This is a genomic window from Pirellulales bacterium (assembly GCA_036499395.1).
GTDB lineage: Bacteria > Planctomycetota > Planctomycetia > Pirellulales > JACPPG01 > JACPPG01.
In genome coordinates, this window is record DASYDW010000122.1 from 62,548 (window position 1) to 78,557 (window position 16,010).

General features: G+C 60.6%; 15 protein-coding genes and 1 riboswitch. Of the genes, 6 read left to right on the plus strand and 9 right to left on the minus strand.

Annotated features, from left to right (window positions below):
• Window positions 1-49: 49 nt before the first annotated feature.
• Window positions 50-1,129 (minus strand): HD domain-containing phosphohydrolase, encoded by a 1,080-nt coding sequence (locus VGN12_22980; protein ID HEY4312331.1) that lies wholly within the window; start codon window positions 1,127-1,129, stop codon window positions 50-52.
• A 42-nt stretch (window positions 1,130-1,171) separates the two neighbouring features.
• Window positions 1,172-1,555, minus strand: a complete 384-nt coding sequence (locus VGN12_22985; protein HEY4312332.1) for an Hpt domain-containing protein — start codon at window positions 1,553-1,555, stop codon at window positions 1,172-1,174.
• 278 nt (window positions 1,556-1,833) lie between these two features.
• Between VGN12_22985 and VGN12_22990 the strand changes: the two genes are divergently transcribed.
• Together VGN12_22990 and VGN12_22995 are read left to right on the plus strand one after the other, a co-directional pair.
• The gene (locus VGN12_22990; protein ID HEY4312333.1) at window positions 1,834-2,031 is read left to right on the plus strand and encodes a hypothetical protein; all 198 of its coding nucleotides are present in this window, start codon (window positions 1,834-1,836) and stop codon (window positions 2,029-2,031) included.
• A 149-nt stretch (window positions 2,032-2,180) separates the two neighbouring features.
• Window positions 2,181-3,173: a hypothetical protein gene (locus VGN12_22995; GenBank protein ID HEY4312334.1), complete on the plus strand. Its 993-nt coding sequence runs from the start codon at window positions 2,181-2,183 to the stop codon at window positions 3,171-3,173.
• A gap of 5 nt (window positions 3,174-3,178) precedes the next feature.
• Here VGN12_22995 and VGN12_23000 read toward each other — a convergent pair whose 3' ends face one another.
• The 4 genes from VGN12_23000 to VGN12_23015 all read right to left on the minus strand — a co-directional run bounded on the left by VGN12_23000 (window position 3,179) and on the right by VGN12_23015 (window position 6,398).
• The gene (locus VGN12_23000; protein HEY4312335.1) at window positions 3,179-3,856 is read right to left on the minus strand and encodes an isoprenylcysteine carboxylmethyltransferase family protein; all 678 of its coding nucleotides are present in this window, start codon (window positions 3,854-3,856) and stop codon (window positions 3,179-3,181) included.
• A gap of 90 nt (window positions 3,857-3,946) precedes the next feature.
• A complete protein-coding gene (locus VGN12_23005) occupies window positions 3,947-4,750 on the minus strand; it encodes an enoyl-CoA hydratase/isomerase family protein (protein ID HEY4312336.1) in 804 nt (267 codons plus the stop codon).
• 149 nt (window positions 4,751-4,899) lie between these two features.
• On the minus strand, window positions 4,900-5,757 hold the full coding sequence (folD, locus tag VGN12_23010; GenBank protein ID HEY4312337.1) for a bifunctional methylenetetrahydrofolate dehydrogenase/methenyltetrahydrofolate cyclohydrolase FolD: 858 nt from the start codon (window positions 5,755-5,757) through the stop codon (window positions 4,900-4,902).
• A 98-nt stretch (window positions 5,758-5,855) separates the two neighbouring features.
• Window positions 5,856-6,398 (minus strand): phosphatidylglycerophosphatase A, encoded by a 543-nt coding sequence (locus VGN12_23015; GenBank protein HEY4312338.1) that lies wholly within the window; start codon window positions 6,396-6,398, stop codon window positions 5,856-5,858.
• Between the two features lie 218 nt (window positions 6,399-6,616).
• Between VGN12_23015 and VGN12_23020 the strand changes: the two genes are divergently transcribed.
• Together VGN12_23020 and VGN12_23025 are read left to right on the plus strand one after the other, a co-directional pair.
• Window positions 6,617-8,353 (plus strand): NADPH-dependent assimilatory sulfite reductase hemoprotein subunit, encoded by a 1,737-nt coding sequence (locus tag VGN12_23020; protein HEY4312339.1) that lies wholly within the window; start codon window positions 6,617-6,619, stop codon window positions 8,351-8,353.
• A gap of 81 nt (window positions 8,354-8,434) precedes the next feature.
• Window positions 8,435-8,935: a hypothetical protein gene (locus VGN12_23025; GenBank protein HEY4312340.1), complete on the plus strand. Its 501-nt coding sequence runs from the start codon at window positions 8,435-8,437 to the stop codon at window positions 8,933-8,935.
• A gap of 76 nt (window positions 8,936-9,011) precedes the next feature.
• On the opposite strand, the gene VGN12_23030 is transcribed toward VGN12_23025, so the two are convergent.
• Window positions 9,012-10,367, minus strand: coding sequence for an MFS transporter (locus tag VGN12_23030; GenBank protein HEY4312341.1), 1,356 nt, complete (start codon window positions 10,365-10,367; stop codon window positions 9,012-9,014).
• 339 nt (window positions 10,368-10,706) lie between these two features.
• Window positions 10,707-10,906, plus strand: a riboswitch (cobalamin riboswitch).
• A 279-nt stretch (window positions 10,907-11,185) separates the two neighbouring features.
• Here VGN12_23030 and VGN12_23035 point away from each other — a divergent pair.
• Together VGN12_23035 and VGN12_23040 are read left to right on the plus strand one after the other, a co-directional pair.
• Window positions 11,186-12,055: a DUF4465 domain-containing protein gene (locus VGN12_23035; protein HEY4312342.1), complete on the plus strand. Its 870-nt coding sequence runs from the start codon at window positions 11,186-11,188 to the stop codon at window positions 12,053-12,055.
• 58 nt (window positions 12,056-12,113) lie between these two features.
• The gene (locus VGN12_23040) at window positions 12,114-13,160 is read left to right on the plus strand and encodes a PEP-CTERM sorting domain-containing protein (protein ID HEY4312343.1); all 1,047 of its coding nucleotides are present in this window, start codon (window positions 12,114-12,116) and stop codon (window positions 13,158-13,160) included.
• Between the two features lie 77 nt (window positions 13,161-13,237).
• Here VGN12_23040 and VGN12_23045 read toward each other — a convergent pair whose 3' ends face one another.
• Window positions 13,238-14,326 (minus strand): GDSL-type esterase/lipase family protein, encoded by a 1,089-nt coding sequence (locus tag VGN12_23045; protein HEY4312344.1) that lies wholly within the window; start codon window positions 14,324-14,326, stop codon window positions 13,238-13,240.
• Between the two features lie 120 nt (window positions 14,327-14,446).
• Window positions 14,447-16,009 (minus strand): hypothetical protein, encoded by a 1,563-nt coding sequence (locus VGN12_23050; GenBank protein HEY4312345.1) that lies wholly within the window; start codon window positions 16,007-16,009, stop codon window positions 14,447-14,449.
• Between the last annotated feature and the right edge of the window lies 1 nt (window position 16,010).

Below are 16,010 nucleotides of genomic sequence, written 5' to 3' on the forward strand. Positions count from 1 at the left end.
AGTCTGCTATCGCAGCAGGGAAGGCTTAGCCTGGCTCGCTTCAGCCTGCTTAGGGAACCAAGGGATGCGATCCTAGCACCGGCAGCGGCGTTGTCGGAACGGCCAACGATCCGGCCGAAAATGTGCCGCTGCCGTCGTGGAATTGCCGCGCCACGGCTATGAATTCCTGCTCCCGGCTAAGGAATGCTTGCACGACGTCGGGATCGAATTGCGTTCCCCGCCCCTCTAGGATGATCGCGCGCGCTTTCTGATGCTCGAAAGCCGGTTTGTAGACGCGTTTGCTGGTCAGCGCGTCGTAAACGTCGGCCAGTGCGACGATGCGGCCAGCTAGCGGTATCTGATTGCCCTTTAACCGGCGCGGATAGCCGGTCCCATCCCAACGCTCGTGATGCGTCAGCGCGATCTCCTGCGCCATCTTCAAGAACAGTGCGTCCGGGCGGGACTGTGCGACGGTCTGCAGCGTCTCGCCCCCCAGCAACGTATGTCGTTGCATGATGGCGAACTCTTCCGGCGTCAATGGACCCGGCTTCAGCAGAATCGAATCGGGCACGCCCACCTTGCCGATATCGTGCAGCGGGCTGGTTTGGTAGATGAGCTGCACATAGTCGCCATCCATGAACTCGCTGTAATGCGGCCAGCGCGACAACTCGTCGGCCAGGATGCGGCTGTATTCGCGCATCCGTTCCAGATGGGCGCCCGTGTCCTTGTCGCGCGACTCGGCCAGCTTGGCCATGGCGAAGATCATCAAGTCTCGGCTTTCCAAACCGAGAACGCGCTCGCCGGTGCGCAATCGCATGCGCAGCTCTTGCGGCTGAAAGGGCTTGGTGAGGAAGTCGTCGGCTCCGGCATCCAGGCCGCAGACCACGTTGTCGACGCCACCCCGCAATGTGAGCAGGATGAAATAGATGTACCCGCTCCAGCCGCGTTTGCGGATTTCGCGACACAGATCGAGTCCGCTCATGTGCGGCATCTGCCAGTCGGAGACGACCAGCCGGTACATGCCGGTCCGTACCAGTTCGAACGCTTCGCGCCCGTCACTGGCGGCCGTGACCTGGTAGCCGAAATGGCGCAAGTCTTCGACGACGATTTCTCGCGTCACCAGATCATCGTCGACAACAAGAACTCGCATATCCATTTTCGTAGCAGGTTGCTGCATCGCAGAGGGTGTCACTCAGCTCAGCCGCCGGCCGCTCCGTTCCAGGGATTCGACAAGTTTCGTTTGATCGTCGCGCAGGAGATGCAACTGCTCGGGGAGCGTTGTGATTTCGTTTTCCAAGGCCCGCTCTTCGGTGGTCGAGGCGTGATCGAACAAGGATCGTGCCGCGACGCTTGCCGCGATCCCCTTGATGCGATGGGCCAGTTGGGCCGCGGCCTGTGAGTCGCCCACGCGGATTGCGCCGTCTAAGTCGACCAGATCGCGATCCAATTGATCGGCGAATTTGGTCAGCACTCGTTCGACGAGGTCCATATTGCCCAGGCAGCGAGCTTTCAAGTCCTCAAGGTCGAGGACATCGTCCTCCGTGAGGCACGGCGCTTGATTCTGTTCGCACTTCATCACTGATGCCGCCGCGATTCGTGTCTGTTTCGCCGAGAGGTGCTGTTGAAAGTTTGTCGCCATACTGGGACGCGCGCTTGTTGGCGCGCAGCCAGCAGCGCGGTCCGCCCACTTGGGAACTGCGTGAACTGTAGCTCACGAACCTTTCAGCGGCAAAAGAGTTAGGCATCGACGACCACTTGTGCATCGAGCGCAGGAACGGCCGGTAAATCCCTTACAAACGTGCGGGACGACGGCTGGAAAGCGCATAGATTTCCGGCTTTTGTTCGGGATTGCGCATGCGTCGCGAGTGTTGGGGCGCGGTCACGGCCATTGATTTCGGCAATCCAAAGATGCTATCACGACGCGAGATTTTCGATTGTCCCGGTCGCGACGAGGCGCAAACCATTGCCGGTGCTGGTTCTCGACTCGCGCCCCTTGGCCGGTTGTCCACCGTGCGTACGATTGCTTATCGGGCGATCGAACGCGGAGCGTGACTGGCCGCCCTGATGCTGTCACATCATGTGCCGGGGAAAGGAGGACCACCGTGAGCGTGACAATTCTGCACTCTTGCCGCGATGCTCTGGCAAGTCGTTTTCCGAGGAGGCTTTTTTTGGGGAATCATGTTGTGCGGAGCCTGGTCCTAATGCTTGCGGCCACCTGCGCGATGGCCGCGCCGCCGCGCGTCGCGATCGACGTTGGCACGATTGTCGAATGTGCCGACGTGACACCACCGGCGTACGCCAGCGATCGAAGTCAGGAACGAATCGTCGAAGCGCGCATTCGCTTTTCCGTGCTGTTGCAAGCAGGACGGGAAGCGGATCTGGAGCAGTTGCAGGTGACGGTCGTCAGCCCCGAACGGCGGATGCGCGTCGTCGATTTTCAACCGCGCACGGCGCTGGCCAGTGAGTTGGCGGGCGACGTTGAGATTTGCAACTCGAACGATACCACGCAATCGCTGAACGCTTCACTCGGTGGGGTGATCTCGGGCGATCATGGGCCCGCTCACGTGCAGGCCTCACCTGCGGCGGGCGTGGGGGTAACGCAGATTCGTGGTTCGAAAGAGACATTCCATCGGCTGTCGCCCAAGATCGCGGTGCTCGCGAGCGGCACGACGAATGCCGAGCACGGCGTGTTCTTCAAATTCCGGCATTCGTCGCAAGTCGCACTCGAAGGCTCGCGCGAGGTGACCGTGCGGTTCCTTGTGCCCCACGAGTGGCGCGGAGATTGGGTGCGACTAGATGCCGAGATGCTGGGCCGGCATCGCAATTATCTGGGAGAGAAGATCGAGCCGTGCGGGCAGACGCAGGTTTACCTGGGACTGTATGACGCGGGGAACGCCGTGGCACACCAGGCGGCGATGGCCGTCGCGTCGGCCCAGGCGTCGAACGAAGTGCCGGCCGGGCATGGGACGACCGTGGCGGCGCAGCGCCATACGGTTAATAAACCAGTGATGTCGAGCGACAAGGCCAATGCGGAATCTCGCAAGCAGCAGGAATGGTTCGCGCTGCCGTCGGTGTTCAAGCTGTGCAATCAAGAGCGCACGGCCGTAATCACTGACGAGCCGACGGCGCTGTCGATCGCCTTGGACGACCTGGCCGCTTTGGCGGGCGAAAGTGCAGCGGCCGGCACGCGTTAAGCCCATTACCACACCGAAGGTAACAGCCGATAACGAACTTGCCGGCAATATTCGTCATAGCCGGCGAGGTTCGCCCGCAGGTAATGCTCCTCGTCGAGGAGGCGTGCGACCATCATGCCGACCACGGCCGCGGCCGGTAGCAGAGCCCAATAAGATTCAAGCGCGAGCGCCGTGCCTCCGAACATCAGAACGGCGCTTGCATACATCGGATGGCGGACCATTCCGTATAGTCCTGTCCGGATGACGCGTTGTTCCGGCTGCACCTCGACCGTGGCCGATGCAAAACCGTTCTGCCGAAAGACGAAGAACATTAGTAGATACGACAGCAGTAGCAGAATATCGCCCCCCGCTACCAGCGCCGGGGGAACTGTCGAGCGGCCAAAGCGGAAATCGAGTCCGGCCACGACATAGATCGCGCACAGCGTAAGACTGGTTGCGGCTTGAATGATTTTTTGAAAGGGGCGCTTCTCGGCCAGCGGCCCGACCGACATCCGCCGCTTGACCAGGGCCGGATCGTATCGCAGGAAATAGAGCGAAATGGCGGCCGTCGCGAATCCAAACAGCACCCAATAAATCCAGCCCGCGCGGTAATCCAAAGTGCCGGCCGAAGTGAACAAGATCAGGGCTAGAAAGACCTGGAAGAAAAACCAGCCGCGCATCACCCGCACTGCCAGACCATTCATCGGAACCTCGCGCATGCGGCGAAGGACGTAAATTCGCACTCGACATCGCGCGCGACCACAACTCTGTGCGCGACTAGGGCACGTTCTGTGCTATTTTCCTTGAAACTTGGCAGGGCGCTTCGAGAGAAACGCCATTACCGCTTCTTGCACGTCGGCGGTGGTGATCAGCTGACTTTGCGCCCAGCGCTCCAGAGCCATTTGCGTGCGCTTGTCGAGGCCGTCCCCTTGATCGACGATCAGTTTCGCCATGCCCACGGCCAGCGGCGCGTTCTGCGCGATTTGGTCGGCCAATTTCAGGGCGGCCGGCAATAGCTCGGCCGCAGGCGCGACGCGATTCACCAGTCCCCACTGCAGGGCTTCGGCCGCATCGATCGAACGCGCCGTCAGCAGCATATCTTTGGCGCGACTCGGCCCCACGACCCGGCTCAAACGTGTCGAACCGCCGACGTCAGCCACCAGCCCCATGCGCGATTCGGGAATGGCAAACTTGCAGTCCTCGGTTGCCACGCGCAGGTCGAACGACAGCACCAGTTCCAGCCCCATGCCGATCACTTGCCCCTGCAATGCGCCGATCACGGGCACTTCGGTCGCCTCGATCAGATCCAGCGAGTGCTGCAATTCTTCGGCAAAACGGCGCAGCCAGCGGGCCGGATTCAATTCGCCGGCCGAACCCTGGCTCTCGGCCAGAGACATGACGTCGATCCCGGCCGAGAAAATCGGACCCTCGGCCGTTATGACCACGGCGCGAATTTCGGGCTGTTCATCGACCGAGCGGACTGCCGCGGCCAGATCGTGCATCATCTGCGGCGTCAAGGCATTCCGCTTCTCGGGACGATTGATTGTTACGATCCGCGTCGTGCCTTCCGTGCGACTGGTAATCAACGTGTTGCTCATGACGGGCGATTCCTCGACTGAAGTGACTGTTTGAGATTTGGCGTGCGAGTACGAGTCTTGTGGTGCGAGTCGGCATTCCAAGAGACAACGACCAGGCGCCGACCGCAGAACGAAGATTTAAGACTCACTCGTCGTCACTTACACGCGCCCTAGGTCTGCTGCAGCCGGGCCGCTATGAGCGTGTTCTCGAGCAGCATCGTGATGGTCAGCGGGCCGACGCCGCCCGGGACGGGCGTGATCATTCCCGCCACTTCGCGTACGGCCTCGTAGTCGACGTCGCCGACCAGCTTCTCGTCACTCCGATTCATGCCGACGTCGATCACCACCGCTCCGGGGCGCACCATGTCTGCGGTCACGAATCGGGCCTGACCGATCGCCGCCACCAGGATATCCGCCTGGCGCGTGATCTCGCGCAGATTCTGTGTGCGCGTGTGGCAAACCGTAACCGTGGCATCCGCGCCACGTTGCATCAGCATGTTCGCCAAGGGCTTGCCTACGATGTCGCTGCGCCCCAGGATCACGACGTTCTTGCCGGCCGTCTCGACACCGTTGCGCTTCAGCAGTTGCTGCACGCCGTGGGGTGTGCATGGCAGAAAGCGAGGACGCCCCTGCACCAGGCGGCCGACATTCTCGGGATGAAAACAATCGACGTCCTTCAACGGGTTGACTGCTTGCAGGACGCGCGTGGGGTCCATGCCGCGCGGCAAAGGGAGTTGCACGAGAATGCCGTGTACGTCCTGGGCTTTGTTCAAGCGCACGACCAGCGACAGCAGATCGTCGAGCGAGGCATCCTCGGGTAACCGCTCCAGCCGGCCGTCGATTCCCAGGCGACCGCAGGCGTTGCGCTTGTTGCGAACGTAGACCTCGCTGGCCGGATTGTGTCCGACGAGCACCGCGGTCAGGCACGGCACAACGGCGTTGTTTTCAATGAAATCGGCGACCTCTTCCGCCAGCTCCGACTGGATGCGTTGCGCCAGTGCCTTGCCGTCGAGAATCGTCGCGCTCAAACCATGCCCTCCCGCTGGAATGTCCCACTGAAAGGGGGCATTCTAGAGGAATCCTCGCCCGCTGCGTAGACACCGGCCGCATGCGGCCCCACGGTTGGTCAGACCAGCGGCAATAATCCTGGCATCGCCGAGCCGGCCACCCACGCAATCAAACGCAGTGCAAGTTGGGCGTACACGGCCGCGGCCAGGTCGTCTGCCATGATCCCCCAGCCGTGCGGCAAATGCTCGATCTCGCGGACCGGGCTTGGCTTCGAGATGTCAAACAAGCGGAACAGGGCGAACGCCACGATCACGGTAACCGGTTGTAAGGAGTCGAATAAAAACAAGGTCACGGCCATACCGACCACCTCGTCCAGGACGATGCAGCCCGGGTCCTTGGCCCCGCCTAAGTGCTGGGCCGCGATGGCGCAAACTGGCACTCCCAAAAGCGCGATCAGGGCCAGTACGCCCGCCTGCCAGCCAACGCCGGGGAGCTGCTGCACCGCGATGGCCAGCGGAACACCGACGATGCTCCCCCACGTTCCCGGAGACTTTGGGAAGAACCCGACTCCGGCCGCGGTCGCCAGCCAAACCACGGGGCTAAGCCGGCGGCGATCGACCGAGGGGCTCGGTGGCGGGGAAGTGTCCGTTATCTTTATCACGCGTGACAGCCCCGAGAGTTGTGATGATCGGCAGGCTTGAAAAGAGGCGCCCCGCGAGCGTTCAGGGCCCTTGAAGCGCTAGTGACGTTCGTGGCTGCCGGTTGTATCCTAAGGTGTCAGAACCATACAATTACGACAATCCTGGTCATATTTCTACGCATTAAGCCCTTCCCGAGCAGGTTTTCAGCCTGGGGATCGGTTACCTCTCTGGACGCATCATGGCGGAAGAAAAACTTAGTCCTGTCGAAATCATCAAAACCGGTAGCAACTATCTGCGCGGCGATATTGCCCAGGAAATGGTCGACGGCAATGACCATTTCGGCAAGGACAGCACGCAACTGCTCAAGCATCACGGCACGTATCAGCAAGACGACCGCGACGCACGGGCCGGTGGCCGGTCCGAAGGCGCTCTCCGCGCCGACAAAGAATACAGCTTCATGGTCCGCACCAAGATCCCCGGCGGAAAGCTGACCAGTGCGCAGTTGCTCGCCGAATTGGATCTGTGCGACGAGCTGGGCAACTCGACACTGCGGATTACGACGCGACAAGGCCTGCAACTGCACGGCGTGTTGAAGAGCCATTTGAAGGAAACGATTCGCCGCATCAACGACGTGCAGCTTTCGACGCTGGCCGCCTGCGGTGACGTCGAGCGCAACATCATGTGCTGCCCGGCGCCGCATCGCCAAGATTCGGTGCATGACGAGATGCAGAAGCTGGCCGACCGGCTGGCCGAGCATCTGTGCCCTCGCAGCCGGGCGTATCACGAATTGTGGCTCACCGACACCGCGACCGGTGAAGAGACATTGGCCGGCGGTGGATCGAATGGTCACGAGATCGAGCCGATCTACGGTCCGACCTACTTGCCGCGAAAATTCAAAACTGCGATCGGCCTGGCCGGCGATAACTGCGTCGACCTGTACGCGAACGATCTAGGACTGATGGCCATCCCGCGTGACGGTCGCATCATCGGCTACAACGTGCTGGTCGGCGGTGGTTTTGGCGTCACGCCCAGCGCGAAGAAGACGTTCCCGGCGCTCGCCAAACGCATGGCCTTTGTCACGCCGGAACAGGTCGTTGACGTGGCCACGGCGATCATCAAGGTGCAGCGCGACTTCGGCAATCGGTCGGATCGAAAAGTCGCGCGCATGAAGTACCTGATTGCCGACTGGGGCTTGGAAAAGTTCAAGGCCAAGGTCGAAGAGTATTACGGCGCCAAACTGGCCGACCCGCAGCCGGACGACGTCGTGGGCTTCGACGATCACCTGGGCTGGCACGAGCAAGGCGACGGCCGCTGGTTCTACGGCTTGAACGTCGAGAACGGCCGTGTCCTCGACAACGAACATCTGCAGTTGAAGACGGCGCTGCGTGAAGTCTGCCGTCGCTTCTCGCCCAATATTCGCCTCACCTCGCATCAGAGCCTGCTGTTCACCGACGTCGCCGCGGAGAATCGCGATGCGATCGAAAAGATCTTGCGCGATCATGGGGTGAAGCTGTCGAGCGATATCTCGGCCGTGCGCCGCTGGTCGATGGCATGTGTCGCGTGGCCCACCTGCGGATTGTCGATTACCGAGGCCGAGCGCGCTCTGCCCGGTGTGATTGATGAACTCGAGGTCGAGCTTGCGCGGCTGGGACTTTCGCAAGAAGTGTTCACGGTCCGCATGACCGGCTGCCCGAACGGTTGCGCACGCCCCTATAACTCGGACGTCGGTTTGGTGGGCAAAGCAGCGGGCAAGTACACCGTCTTGCTCGGCGGTCGCTTGCTGGGCAATCGCATGAACGTGAACTACAAGGACATGGTTCTGGCCGAGGACCTGGTCAGCACGCTTGTGCCAGTCCTTGCTTACTTTAAGCAGGATCGTCAGCCGGGCGAGACGTTCGGCGACTTCTGCCACCGCAAGGGAGTCCAGGACCTGCAAGAGTGGACAGCGGGCTACGCCAGCCAAGCCACGGCCTAAGCCAGGCGTCTTTGGTCGACGAATATACCGCGCCGCCAGGAAGCCGACGCGTAAAGCTGAATACGGAAAAGGAGGTCCGACGTGACGCCGACTCGATCCGCTGTCCCATCCGCGTCTGCTGCAGATAATGTAAATGCGGCGGCGCTGTTGCCCTGGATGCGTTACCTGCTGTGGTTCGTTGGCGGGTACAACATTCTGGCCGGTATCGGGATGATGGTCTTCTATCACGAAGGCTTTCGTTTCCTGAACGTGCCAAAGCCGGAACTGATGCTGCCGCTGCAAATCGTTGGCGTAATGGTTGCCCTGTACGGCGTGGGGTACTGGCTGACGGCTTGGAACCCGATCGAAAATCGCAACGTGCTAACGTTGGGATTCTTCAGCAAACTTCTCGGCTCGATGCTGGGTGTCTCCTACATCGTGCTTGGCGAGTTGCCCCTGCTCTTTCTGCCGATCCTTTTCTTTGCCGATATTGTCTACTTGGCGCCGTTTCTGGTGATCATGCGGCGCCTGTATCGATTGGCACGCGAGAGTCGCGCCACGGCGTCCGGGCAAGGTCTCGGCGCGAGTTCGCGTGCCGCTTGAGGTGTTGCAGCAAGGCTTTGCGGGCGAACAGAGCAGGGCAGGCTTACGTGATAAACAACCTGCAGGTAGCCCGTCCTCAGGCGATGGCCGTTGCTTCTTCGGGCTCTGACTCGGAGCCGACCAGACGGTCGTAGCGGCGCAGCGCCGGCGAACGCAAGAAGAGAAGCGCCACGACCAGCAGCGTTCCCAGTCCACCGGCAACGACCGAGAATGTCGCACCGAAGGCCACGTCTCCGCTCGTGGCGATCGTCGCCGCGCCACGATGCCACCGTTCGGCCATGTCGGCCACGACACCCGACTCGAAGGCACCCAACTCGTTCGAAGCGCCGATGAACATGCCATTAATGGCCGAGACGCGCCCGCGCATGGCGTCGGGCGTCAGTAACTGCACCAAGGAATGGCGAATGACGACGCTGATATTGTCCAACGCTCCGGACAGAAACAGCATGGCGATGGATAACGGAAGCCAGCGCGAAAATCCAAAGACGATCGTCGCCACACCGAATCCGGCCACAGAGAGCAACATCGCCCGGCCGGCTCGCTCCATCGGGGGCCGATGCGCCATGATGACCGTCATAATGACCGCGCCCAGGGCGGGCGCTGCTTCCATCCAACCCAACCCCGTCGCGCCGACAGCGAGAATTTCGTCCGAAGCATAGATCGGGAGCAGGGCGATCGCGCCCCCGAGCAAGACGGCGAACAAATCGAGCGTCAAAGCGCCCAGCATCACTTTCTGAGACCACACGAATTTCGCCCCGGCCGCGAGCGAGGCCAGCGTCATGCGCTCGCCGCTAGTGGTCACAGGGCGCGAACGAACGAGCGCGAGCAGCACGAAGAAAATCACCGCCACCGCGGCATGGCACAGATACACGGCTGCCGTGCCGCCGGCAAAAGCTGCGATCAGCAACCCTCCCAGGGCCGGCCCCAGTACGAAGGCCAACTGAAAAGCCCCCGTGCTCCAAGTGATGGCGTTGGGGAATCGATGGCGCGAGACGATTTGCGGAATGAGCGACGCGCGGGCTGGCTGCGAGAAGCCACGCGCGATGCCGATGATCGCTACCAGCAGGTAGATCGCCCAGACTTCGGTCCCTTGCAGCGAAACAATCGCCAACCCCAGCGAGGCCAAGACGGTGCAGGCGAGCGTGACCATGATGATCAGCCGCCGGTCGAAGCGATCCGCGACGTGCCCCGCAATCAAAGCCAAGGCCAAGACGGGCAATATCTGCACCAGCCCCACCAGTCCCAGCGCGAGCGGCGACCCGGTGCGCTGAAAGACTTCGTAGCCGACTGCCACGGTTTGCATCTTGAAGCCGAGCACCCACAGAAAGTTCCCGGACAGGAACAAGCAAAAATCGCGCTCGCGAAGCGCGGCATACGGATCGTGCTCGATCGACAGCGGGTCTTCGGCAGCAGGCGTGGGATCAGAAGTCATGCGAGGCTGTCCGCCCCGCCACGGTCGCCCGGAAGTTCGGCGTCAGGCATCAGTTCGAGGTCTCCGTTTTTTGTAAGCATCAGGCGTAGCCGGCACTGGACGATGCTCATGTCCAGGCCCTGCGCAGACGCGTCACATCAAACTTGATCGTAGGCGGCCTTGGCTCTACTGACCAGAGCAGCGGAGGAGGGGTGAGGTTCGGACCGCGGCGCAAAACTCGTGCGCAACAGTTCGATAGTCGAATGAGAAGGGAGCGGATTTCAATTCTGATCGTCGTGCCCAAAATCCCGGAAACACGCTTACATATTTGTCATTGACAGAAGGGTATCGCGCGATAGACTCGCCGACAGTTGCATTGGTGCTCGGCGCCGAAATCTTTTCGGCGCTGAACAACAGGGAATCCGGTGAAAACCCGGAACGGCCCCGCCGCTGTGATGAGCGACAGGGGTGACCCAATCTAGAGCCATTGCCGGAAACGGCGAGAAGGCGGGTCACTCAAGCTCAGAGTCAGAAGACCTACCAATGCTGGTTTTGTAGCGACCCGCGAGGGACGGGGGCTGCAGAAAATGTACTTCGTGGCCGCAGAAACACGGTAAATGCCGTGGAATTTGCGCCACGGTAATGTCGTCGTGGCCTTTGCGGCCGCGATGGAGAGACGCTCACTCAAGACGCTGTTTCGCGGTTCCGCCCGCTTGCGCGCGATCCGTTCCCGGAATCGGTGTTCGGTATCGCCTGCGCGCATGGTTCGAATTTTTCACTCGCAATGAGTCGCGCTGATGCTGCGCGCACTCGGCGCGCACTTTTGTCAGGAGCACTTTATGAGAATCAGCTTGTTTGTGGCGCTGGCCTTGTCGGCGCAGTACGCGGCCGCGGTGACCGTCGATTTCGACGATTTGACGTTGCCTGCCAATTCGTATTTCAGCGGCCCGATGCCGAACTCCACGGTTGTCGCGGGGCCGTTCGGCCCGCAGGACGTGGGCACGTTCAGCAGCGGCGGCGTGGCGTTTGGAAATACGTACGACGAGACGTTCGGCAGTTGGAGCGGGTTTGCCTACTCGAACATGACCGACACGACGACCCCCGGTTTCACGAATCAATATAGCGCCTATGCGCTAGCGGGCGCCGGAAAATTCGCCGTCGCCACTGGTTACTTGGATCGGACCGCGAATGAAACGCAGCTTTTCGCGTTCGATCCGAACGATCCGACGCAACTTGCTCAGTTGCCGAATCTGGCTCTGCCCACCGGGTATGAGATCGAGAGCTTGGACGTCACGAACACGACCTATGCCGCACTATCGATGCTCAACGGAGATAGCTTCGCCAAGAAATTCGGTGGACCGACGGGCAATGACCCCGACTATTTCAAACTGACCGTTTATGGAACCGATAGCGGCGGTCACACGCTGCCGAATTCGGTGGACTTCTACCTGGCCGACTTCCGTTTTGCGAACAACGCGCTCGACTACATCGTCAGCAACTGGACGACCGTGAACCTGGCGTCGTTGAGTGCCGCGACGCACCTGTATTTCAACCTGTCGTCTTCCGATGACGGCGATTTCGGCATGAATACGCCCGCGTATTTTGCCGTCGACAACGTCCAGATCGCGCGAGTGCCTGAGCCAGCGAGCATCGTGCTGCTGGCGAGCGCACTGCTGTGCATGGCGACCTTCGTCCGCCGCAAAGCGTAGAGCGCTGGGAATGCGGTTCTCACACGAATGTCTTCTTCAACTTCGAAAGGGATTGCTGATGATGATTTCAAAGCTTCCAGGTGTGCTGCTCGGTTGCTGTGTCATGGCCATGGCAACGGTCGGTAGCGCGGGCCCTTACGCAGGTATCTCGGGCGTTACGCCCGGCGCGCCGGACAATCCGATTCCACGCTCGGCCTTCACGACGTTCGAGAGTTCGGTCGTTAATTATTCTCCGGCGCCAGGTGTCGGCGCCGGCTTTCAGAATTACCAAACGGGAGTCGCTTCGCTGGGGGACCTTTATAGTCCGGTGCCGTCACCCACCGGCTCGAATACTCCGTTCAACAAGATCTACGCGCCGCAATCGGGCACAGAGCCCAATTCTTTCCACGATGGCTCGGCGGTGTTCAGTCCCTTCGACGGCAACGTGAACGATCCCAAGGATACGTACGGATTCATTGGCGTCGATCAGCCGGGATCGATCACGCTTGGGTTCGGCAACAACAAAATCGTGAACGGTCCAGGGGCGGATTTCGCCGTGTTCGAAAATGGTTTTCAATTTCCCAGCGGCAACAGCTTGTTGGCCGAGTTGGCATACGTGGAAGTTTCGAGCGATGGAACGGACTTTGCGCGATTCCCGTCAGTGTCGCTCAATACCGCGGCCACGGCCGTCAGCGGATCGTTCCAGGGGTACGACATGACCAACGTCTACGACCTGGCCGGCAAGAACGCCGCGAATTGGGGTACGCCCTTCGATCTGAGCGAGTTGGCCAATAACCCGTTGGTGACGGCCGGCCTGCTGAATCTTAACGACGTTCGCTACGTCCGGCTTGTGGACGTCGTGGGAAGTGGACTGCTGTACGACGCCAGTGGGAACGTCATCCCGGGCATCGCCCGCGATTCACTGGGGAATCCGATTCTCGACAATTGGATTACCTATGATTCGGCCGGCTTCGACTACCTGGGATTGAACGTCGGCTCGGTGGGCGTTGTGCATTCCGCGCCGGCGCCGGAACCCGCGACGCTTGCGATCGGGGTCACGGGAATCGTGACCGTGGCACTTGTTCGCTTGCGGCGGCGCGTCCGTTCGAGCCGTGGCGCGAACTAGTGTTCGCGTTGAGAACTTGGTAATTCTGCCGAGGAACGCAGCCACGACCGACCGTGGCTGCGTTCCTATAGCGGAGATTATGACGCGCGGCCCGTCGATCTTCGCCGGCGTTGACAGTAGCCGACACCAATCATGACCAGGCCAATGCCGGACAATGCAAGCGTCCCCGGCTCGGGCACGATGATGAACGGACTGACGTTGAAGAACGTCGTAGGTCCTGTGTGCGTAACGCTTGCCTTCGTCAGAATGTATTGATCGGACAAGTATGTGACCGGATCGTGGTAGGCAAGGTGGTCTGCCATCAAGATGCCGTTGGCCAGCAGCCCCTGCACGACCGTGCCGGGGTGAAAGCCATCGCTGAGGAACTCGTCCTTGCCCGAGGTTCCGCCGGCCTCGATCATCGACACGCCGCCGACGGTCAGCGGCGTCAACGATCGATTGGCTAGCGCGAACATGTCGATCACGGGAAAATGATGGGCCTTGGCCAGCGCCAAAATCTGCTGATTCAACGCTTGGATCACCGTGTCCACCGCGGCACGCTGCGTGGCGTTGGGATTGCTGGAATGGAATTCGGGCGTTACGCCGGGATCCGGAATCGTCGCCAGGATCATGTGCGTGGCCGGGTTTTCAGTCAGCGTGTCGTTGACCGAAGCCGTGATGAAACCCATTACGTTGTTCATGTACGCCACGACGCTGGGATCGTTCAGCGGGTTGTACGAGTGATTCGCGGCGTTGTTGTAGATCGTAGTATATTCCGAACCATCGAAATCGTTGGCGCCGATCATCTCGACGACCAGCTTGATATTGCCCGCCGTGATGTCAGGCTGCAGCGTCGTGACCTGGTTGGGCAAATCCGACGACTTGTTTCCCGCGACGGCTGCATCGTACGACAGAAACTGATGGCCGAGCACGGTCTGGGGCGGGCCGAAGTTGTAGTTGTTCTGCGACAGCAGATCGACCCAGTTGTACTGAGTACCGTTGTACGAAATCTTGTAATTGAATTGCGGCGCCAGTGGCAACCAGAATGAATACTGCATCGACATGCTGTCACCATAGACGCCGATACCGTCTCCGGTGAGCAGGCCCGCGCGGGCCGTAGTGGCGAGCGCCACGAGAAAGTGCGTGGCGAAGGCCACGAGAAAGAGAAAACCAATCCTGGTTCGCATCACGAGCGCATCTCCCCGGCTGTCGGTCAAACGAGTGACCGCGTTGGGCCCCCCTGACTCCCCACGAGTCAGGCTGAGTATAGCCGGTCGCACGGAGAATAACAGAAAAATGGAGCAATTTCACTTGGCTGGAAGTGCGCCGTGGGTGTCCAAGCCCTGAGCTGGCTTAGACGGATCGATTGGTGGGCGGACCGATTCAGACGCGGCAGCATCGTCGCGATGATAAACCGTCATCGTCGTGGCTCCCTCCAGTGTGGCCGAGGAGTAGACGTTGCTCAGCCGATACGTTTCGGGACGATTCTCGAGCGTGAGCGTCGGCGCGGGGTTGGGCATTTCATCGAACAACAGCCATTCCGGCGCGGTCGCAAGTTCGGTCGTCAACTTCTCGGCGATATACTTTCGCCCGGCCGGCAGCACAGGCTGGTAAAAGCTGACGTACATCTGCGTGCGAAGATTCGCCTCGATGTCGGCAATGTGGATTTCAGGGCCGGCCGAATGCTCGGCGATGTAGGCGAGCGCCTCGCGATGATGCGACCTTCCCTGGCGTACGACGGCCACCACATGGCTGACATTTCCCAGCACAAAGCCGGCTAATGCCAGGACAACAACGCTCCGTCCTGCGAAACCGAAGTTCCACAACCGGCTCAGCAGAAAACTCGCAGCCAGCAGATAAAACACAATGTTGATGTAGAAGAATCGCTCATACAGCACTACCGGGTGCAGCACGCTCAGCATGACGGCCGGCACGAAGAAGGTCATCGCGGCGAAGAAAATCCATAAATCGGGCTCCTCACGCGACAGCAAGTAAATCGCTCCCACCCCCACGGCCAGCGTGACAATGGTGAAAATCAAGAGCGTCGCCGGCGCACCAGTTGGCCCACCAAGCGCTAAGGTCGACGTCCGCGCCAATACGTCCGACAGCACAAACGGATCGGGGCTGGAAATCAGCGCGCGCACATCGATCAGATAGAGGGCCGCGAAAAATGCGAGCGGCACGGCGTGCAAAGCCAGCAGCGGCGCCACGGCTTGCCAGCGTGACTTCGCATAGCCGCAGCAGACGACCGTCGACCAGATAATCGCAGCGAAGTAGAACTCGATGAACGTCAGGTGCGATACGATGCCTAATAGCGTGGCCACGACGAACAGCACGTTCGCGCCCCGGCTACGCGTGGAGAGATAGCGATCGAGCGCCAGGAATGCGACGAGCGCAAAACAGCCTGCCAGGGCGTAACCTCGGGCCTGCGCGGCGAAAAAAATCAAGAAATGCGACGCGCCGGTCAATGTCGCGGCCAGACATGCCGCCAGGTTTCCCCAGCGGCTGGCGACTTTCGCGGCCAGCGCCACCGTGCCGACGCCCGCGACTAAGGACGGCATTCGATATACCAGGCTCGAGTACCAGTCCGTGCCGACGGCATACATCCACAACGTGATCAGATAGTGATTGTTGTCATGGTGATAGGTAAACACGTCCCAGGGATAACGCGTCTTGGCGGCAAAGACGAACAGCGTCCAGATCTCGTCCAACCATAGCTCGTCGAGGGCCGTCCAGATGCGTGCCGCGGCGGCCACGGCCACGATCGCGCCAATGATCCACCATGCGATCGTGCTCGAAGTTGTCGCAGTGAAAAGCTGCGCCTGGGAATCGGCAATCACGTCGGTGGCGACAGGTTCAGGGGCGCTCATC

Coding starts and splice junctions, on each gene's coding strand:
- VGN12_22980 (HEY4312331.1), bottom strand. CDS start 1,129: ATGCGAGTTCTTGTTGTCGACGATGATCTGGTGACGCGAGAAATCGTC.
- VGN12_22985 (HEY4312332.1), bottom strand. CDS start 1,555: ATGAAGTGCGAACAGAATCAAGCGCCGTGCCTCACGGAGGACGATGTC.
- VGN12_22990 (HEY4312333.1), top strand. CDS start 1,834: ATGCGTCGCGAGTGTTGGGGCGCGGTCACGGCCATTGATTTCGGCAAT.
- VGN12_22995 (HEY4312334.1), top strand. CDS start 2,181: ATGCTTGCGGCCACCTGCGCGATGGCCGCGCCGCCGCGCGTCGCGATC.
- VGN12_23000 (HEY4312335.1), bottom strand. CDS start 3,856: ATGAATGGTCTGGCAGTGCGGGTGATGCGCGGCTGGTTTTTCTTCCAG.
- VGN12_23005 (HEY4312336.1), bottom strand. CDS start 4,750: ATGAGCAACACGTTGATTACCAGTCGCACGGAAGGCACGACGCGGATC.
- VGN12_23020 (HEY4312339.1), top strand. CDS start 6,617: ATGGCGGAAGAAAAACTTAGTCCTGTCGAAATCATCAAAACCGGTAGC.
- VGN12_23030 (HEY4312341.1), bottom strand. CDS start 10,367: ATGACTTCTGATCCCACGCCTGCTGCCGAAGACCCGCTGTCGATCGAG.
- VGN12_23035 (HEY4312342.1), top strand. CDS start 11,186: ATGAGAATCAGCTTGTTTGTGGCGCTGGCCTTGTCGGCGCAGTACGCG.
- VGN12_23040 (HEY4312343.1), top strand. CDS start 12,114: ATGATGATTTCAAAGCTTCCAGGTGTGCTGCTCGGTTGCTGTGTCATG.
- VGN12_23045 (HEY4312344.1), bottom strand. CDS start 14,326: ATGCGAACCAGGATTGGTTTTCTCTTTCTCGTGGCCTTCGCCACGCAC.
- VGN12_23050 (HEY4312345.1), bottom strand. CDS start 16,009: ATGAGCGCCCCTGAACCTGTCGCCACCGACGTGATTGCCGATTCCCAG.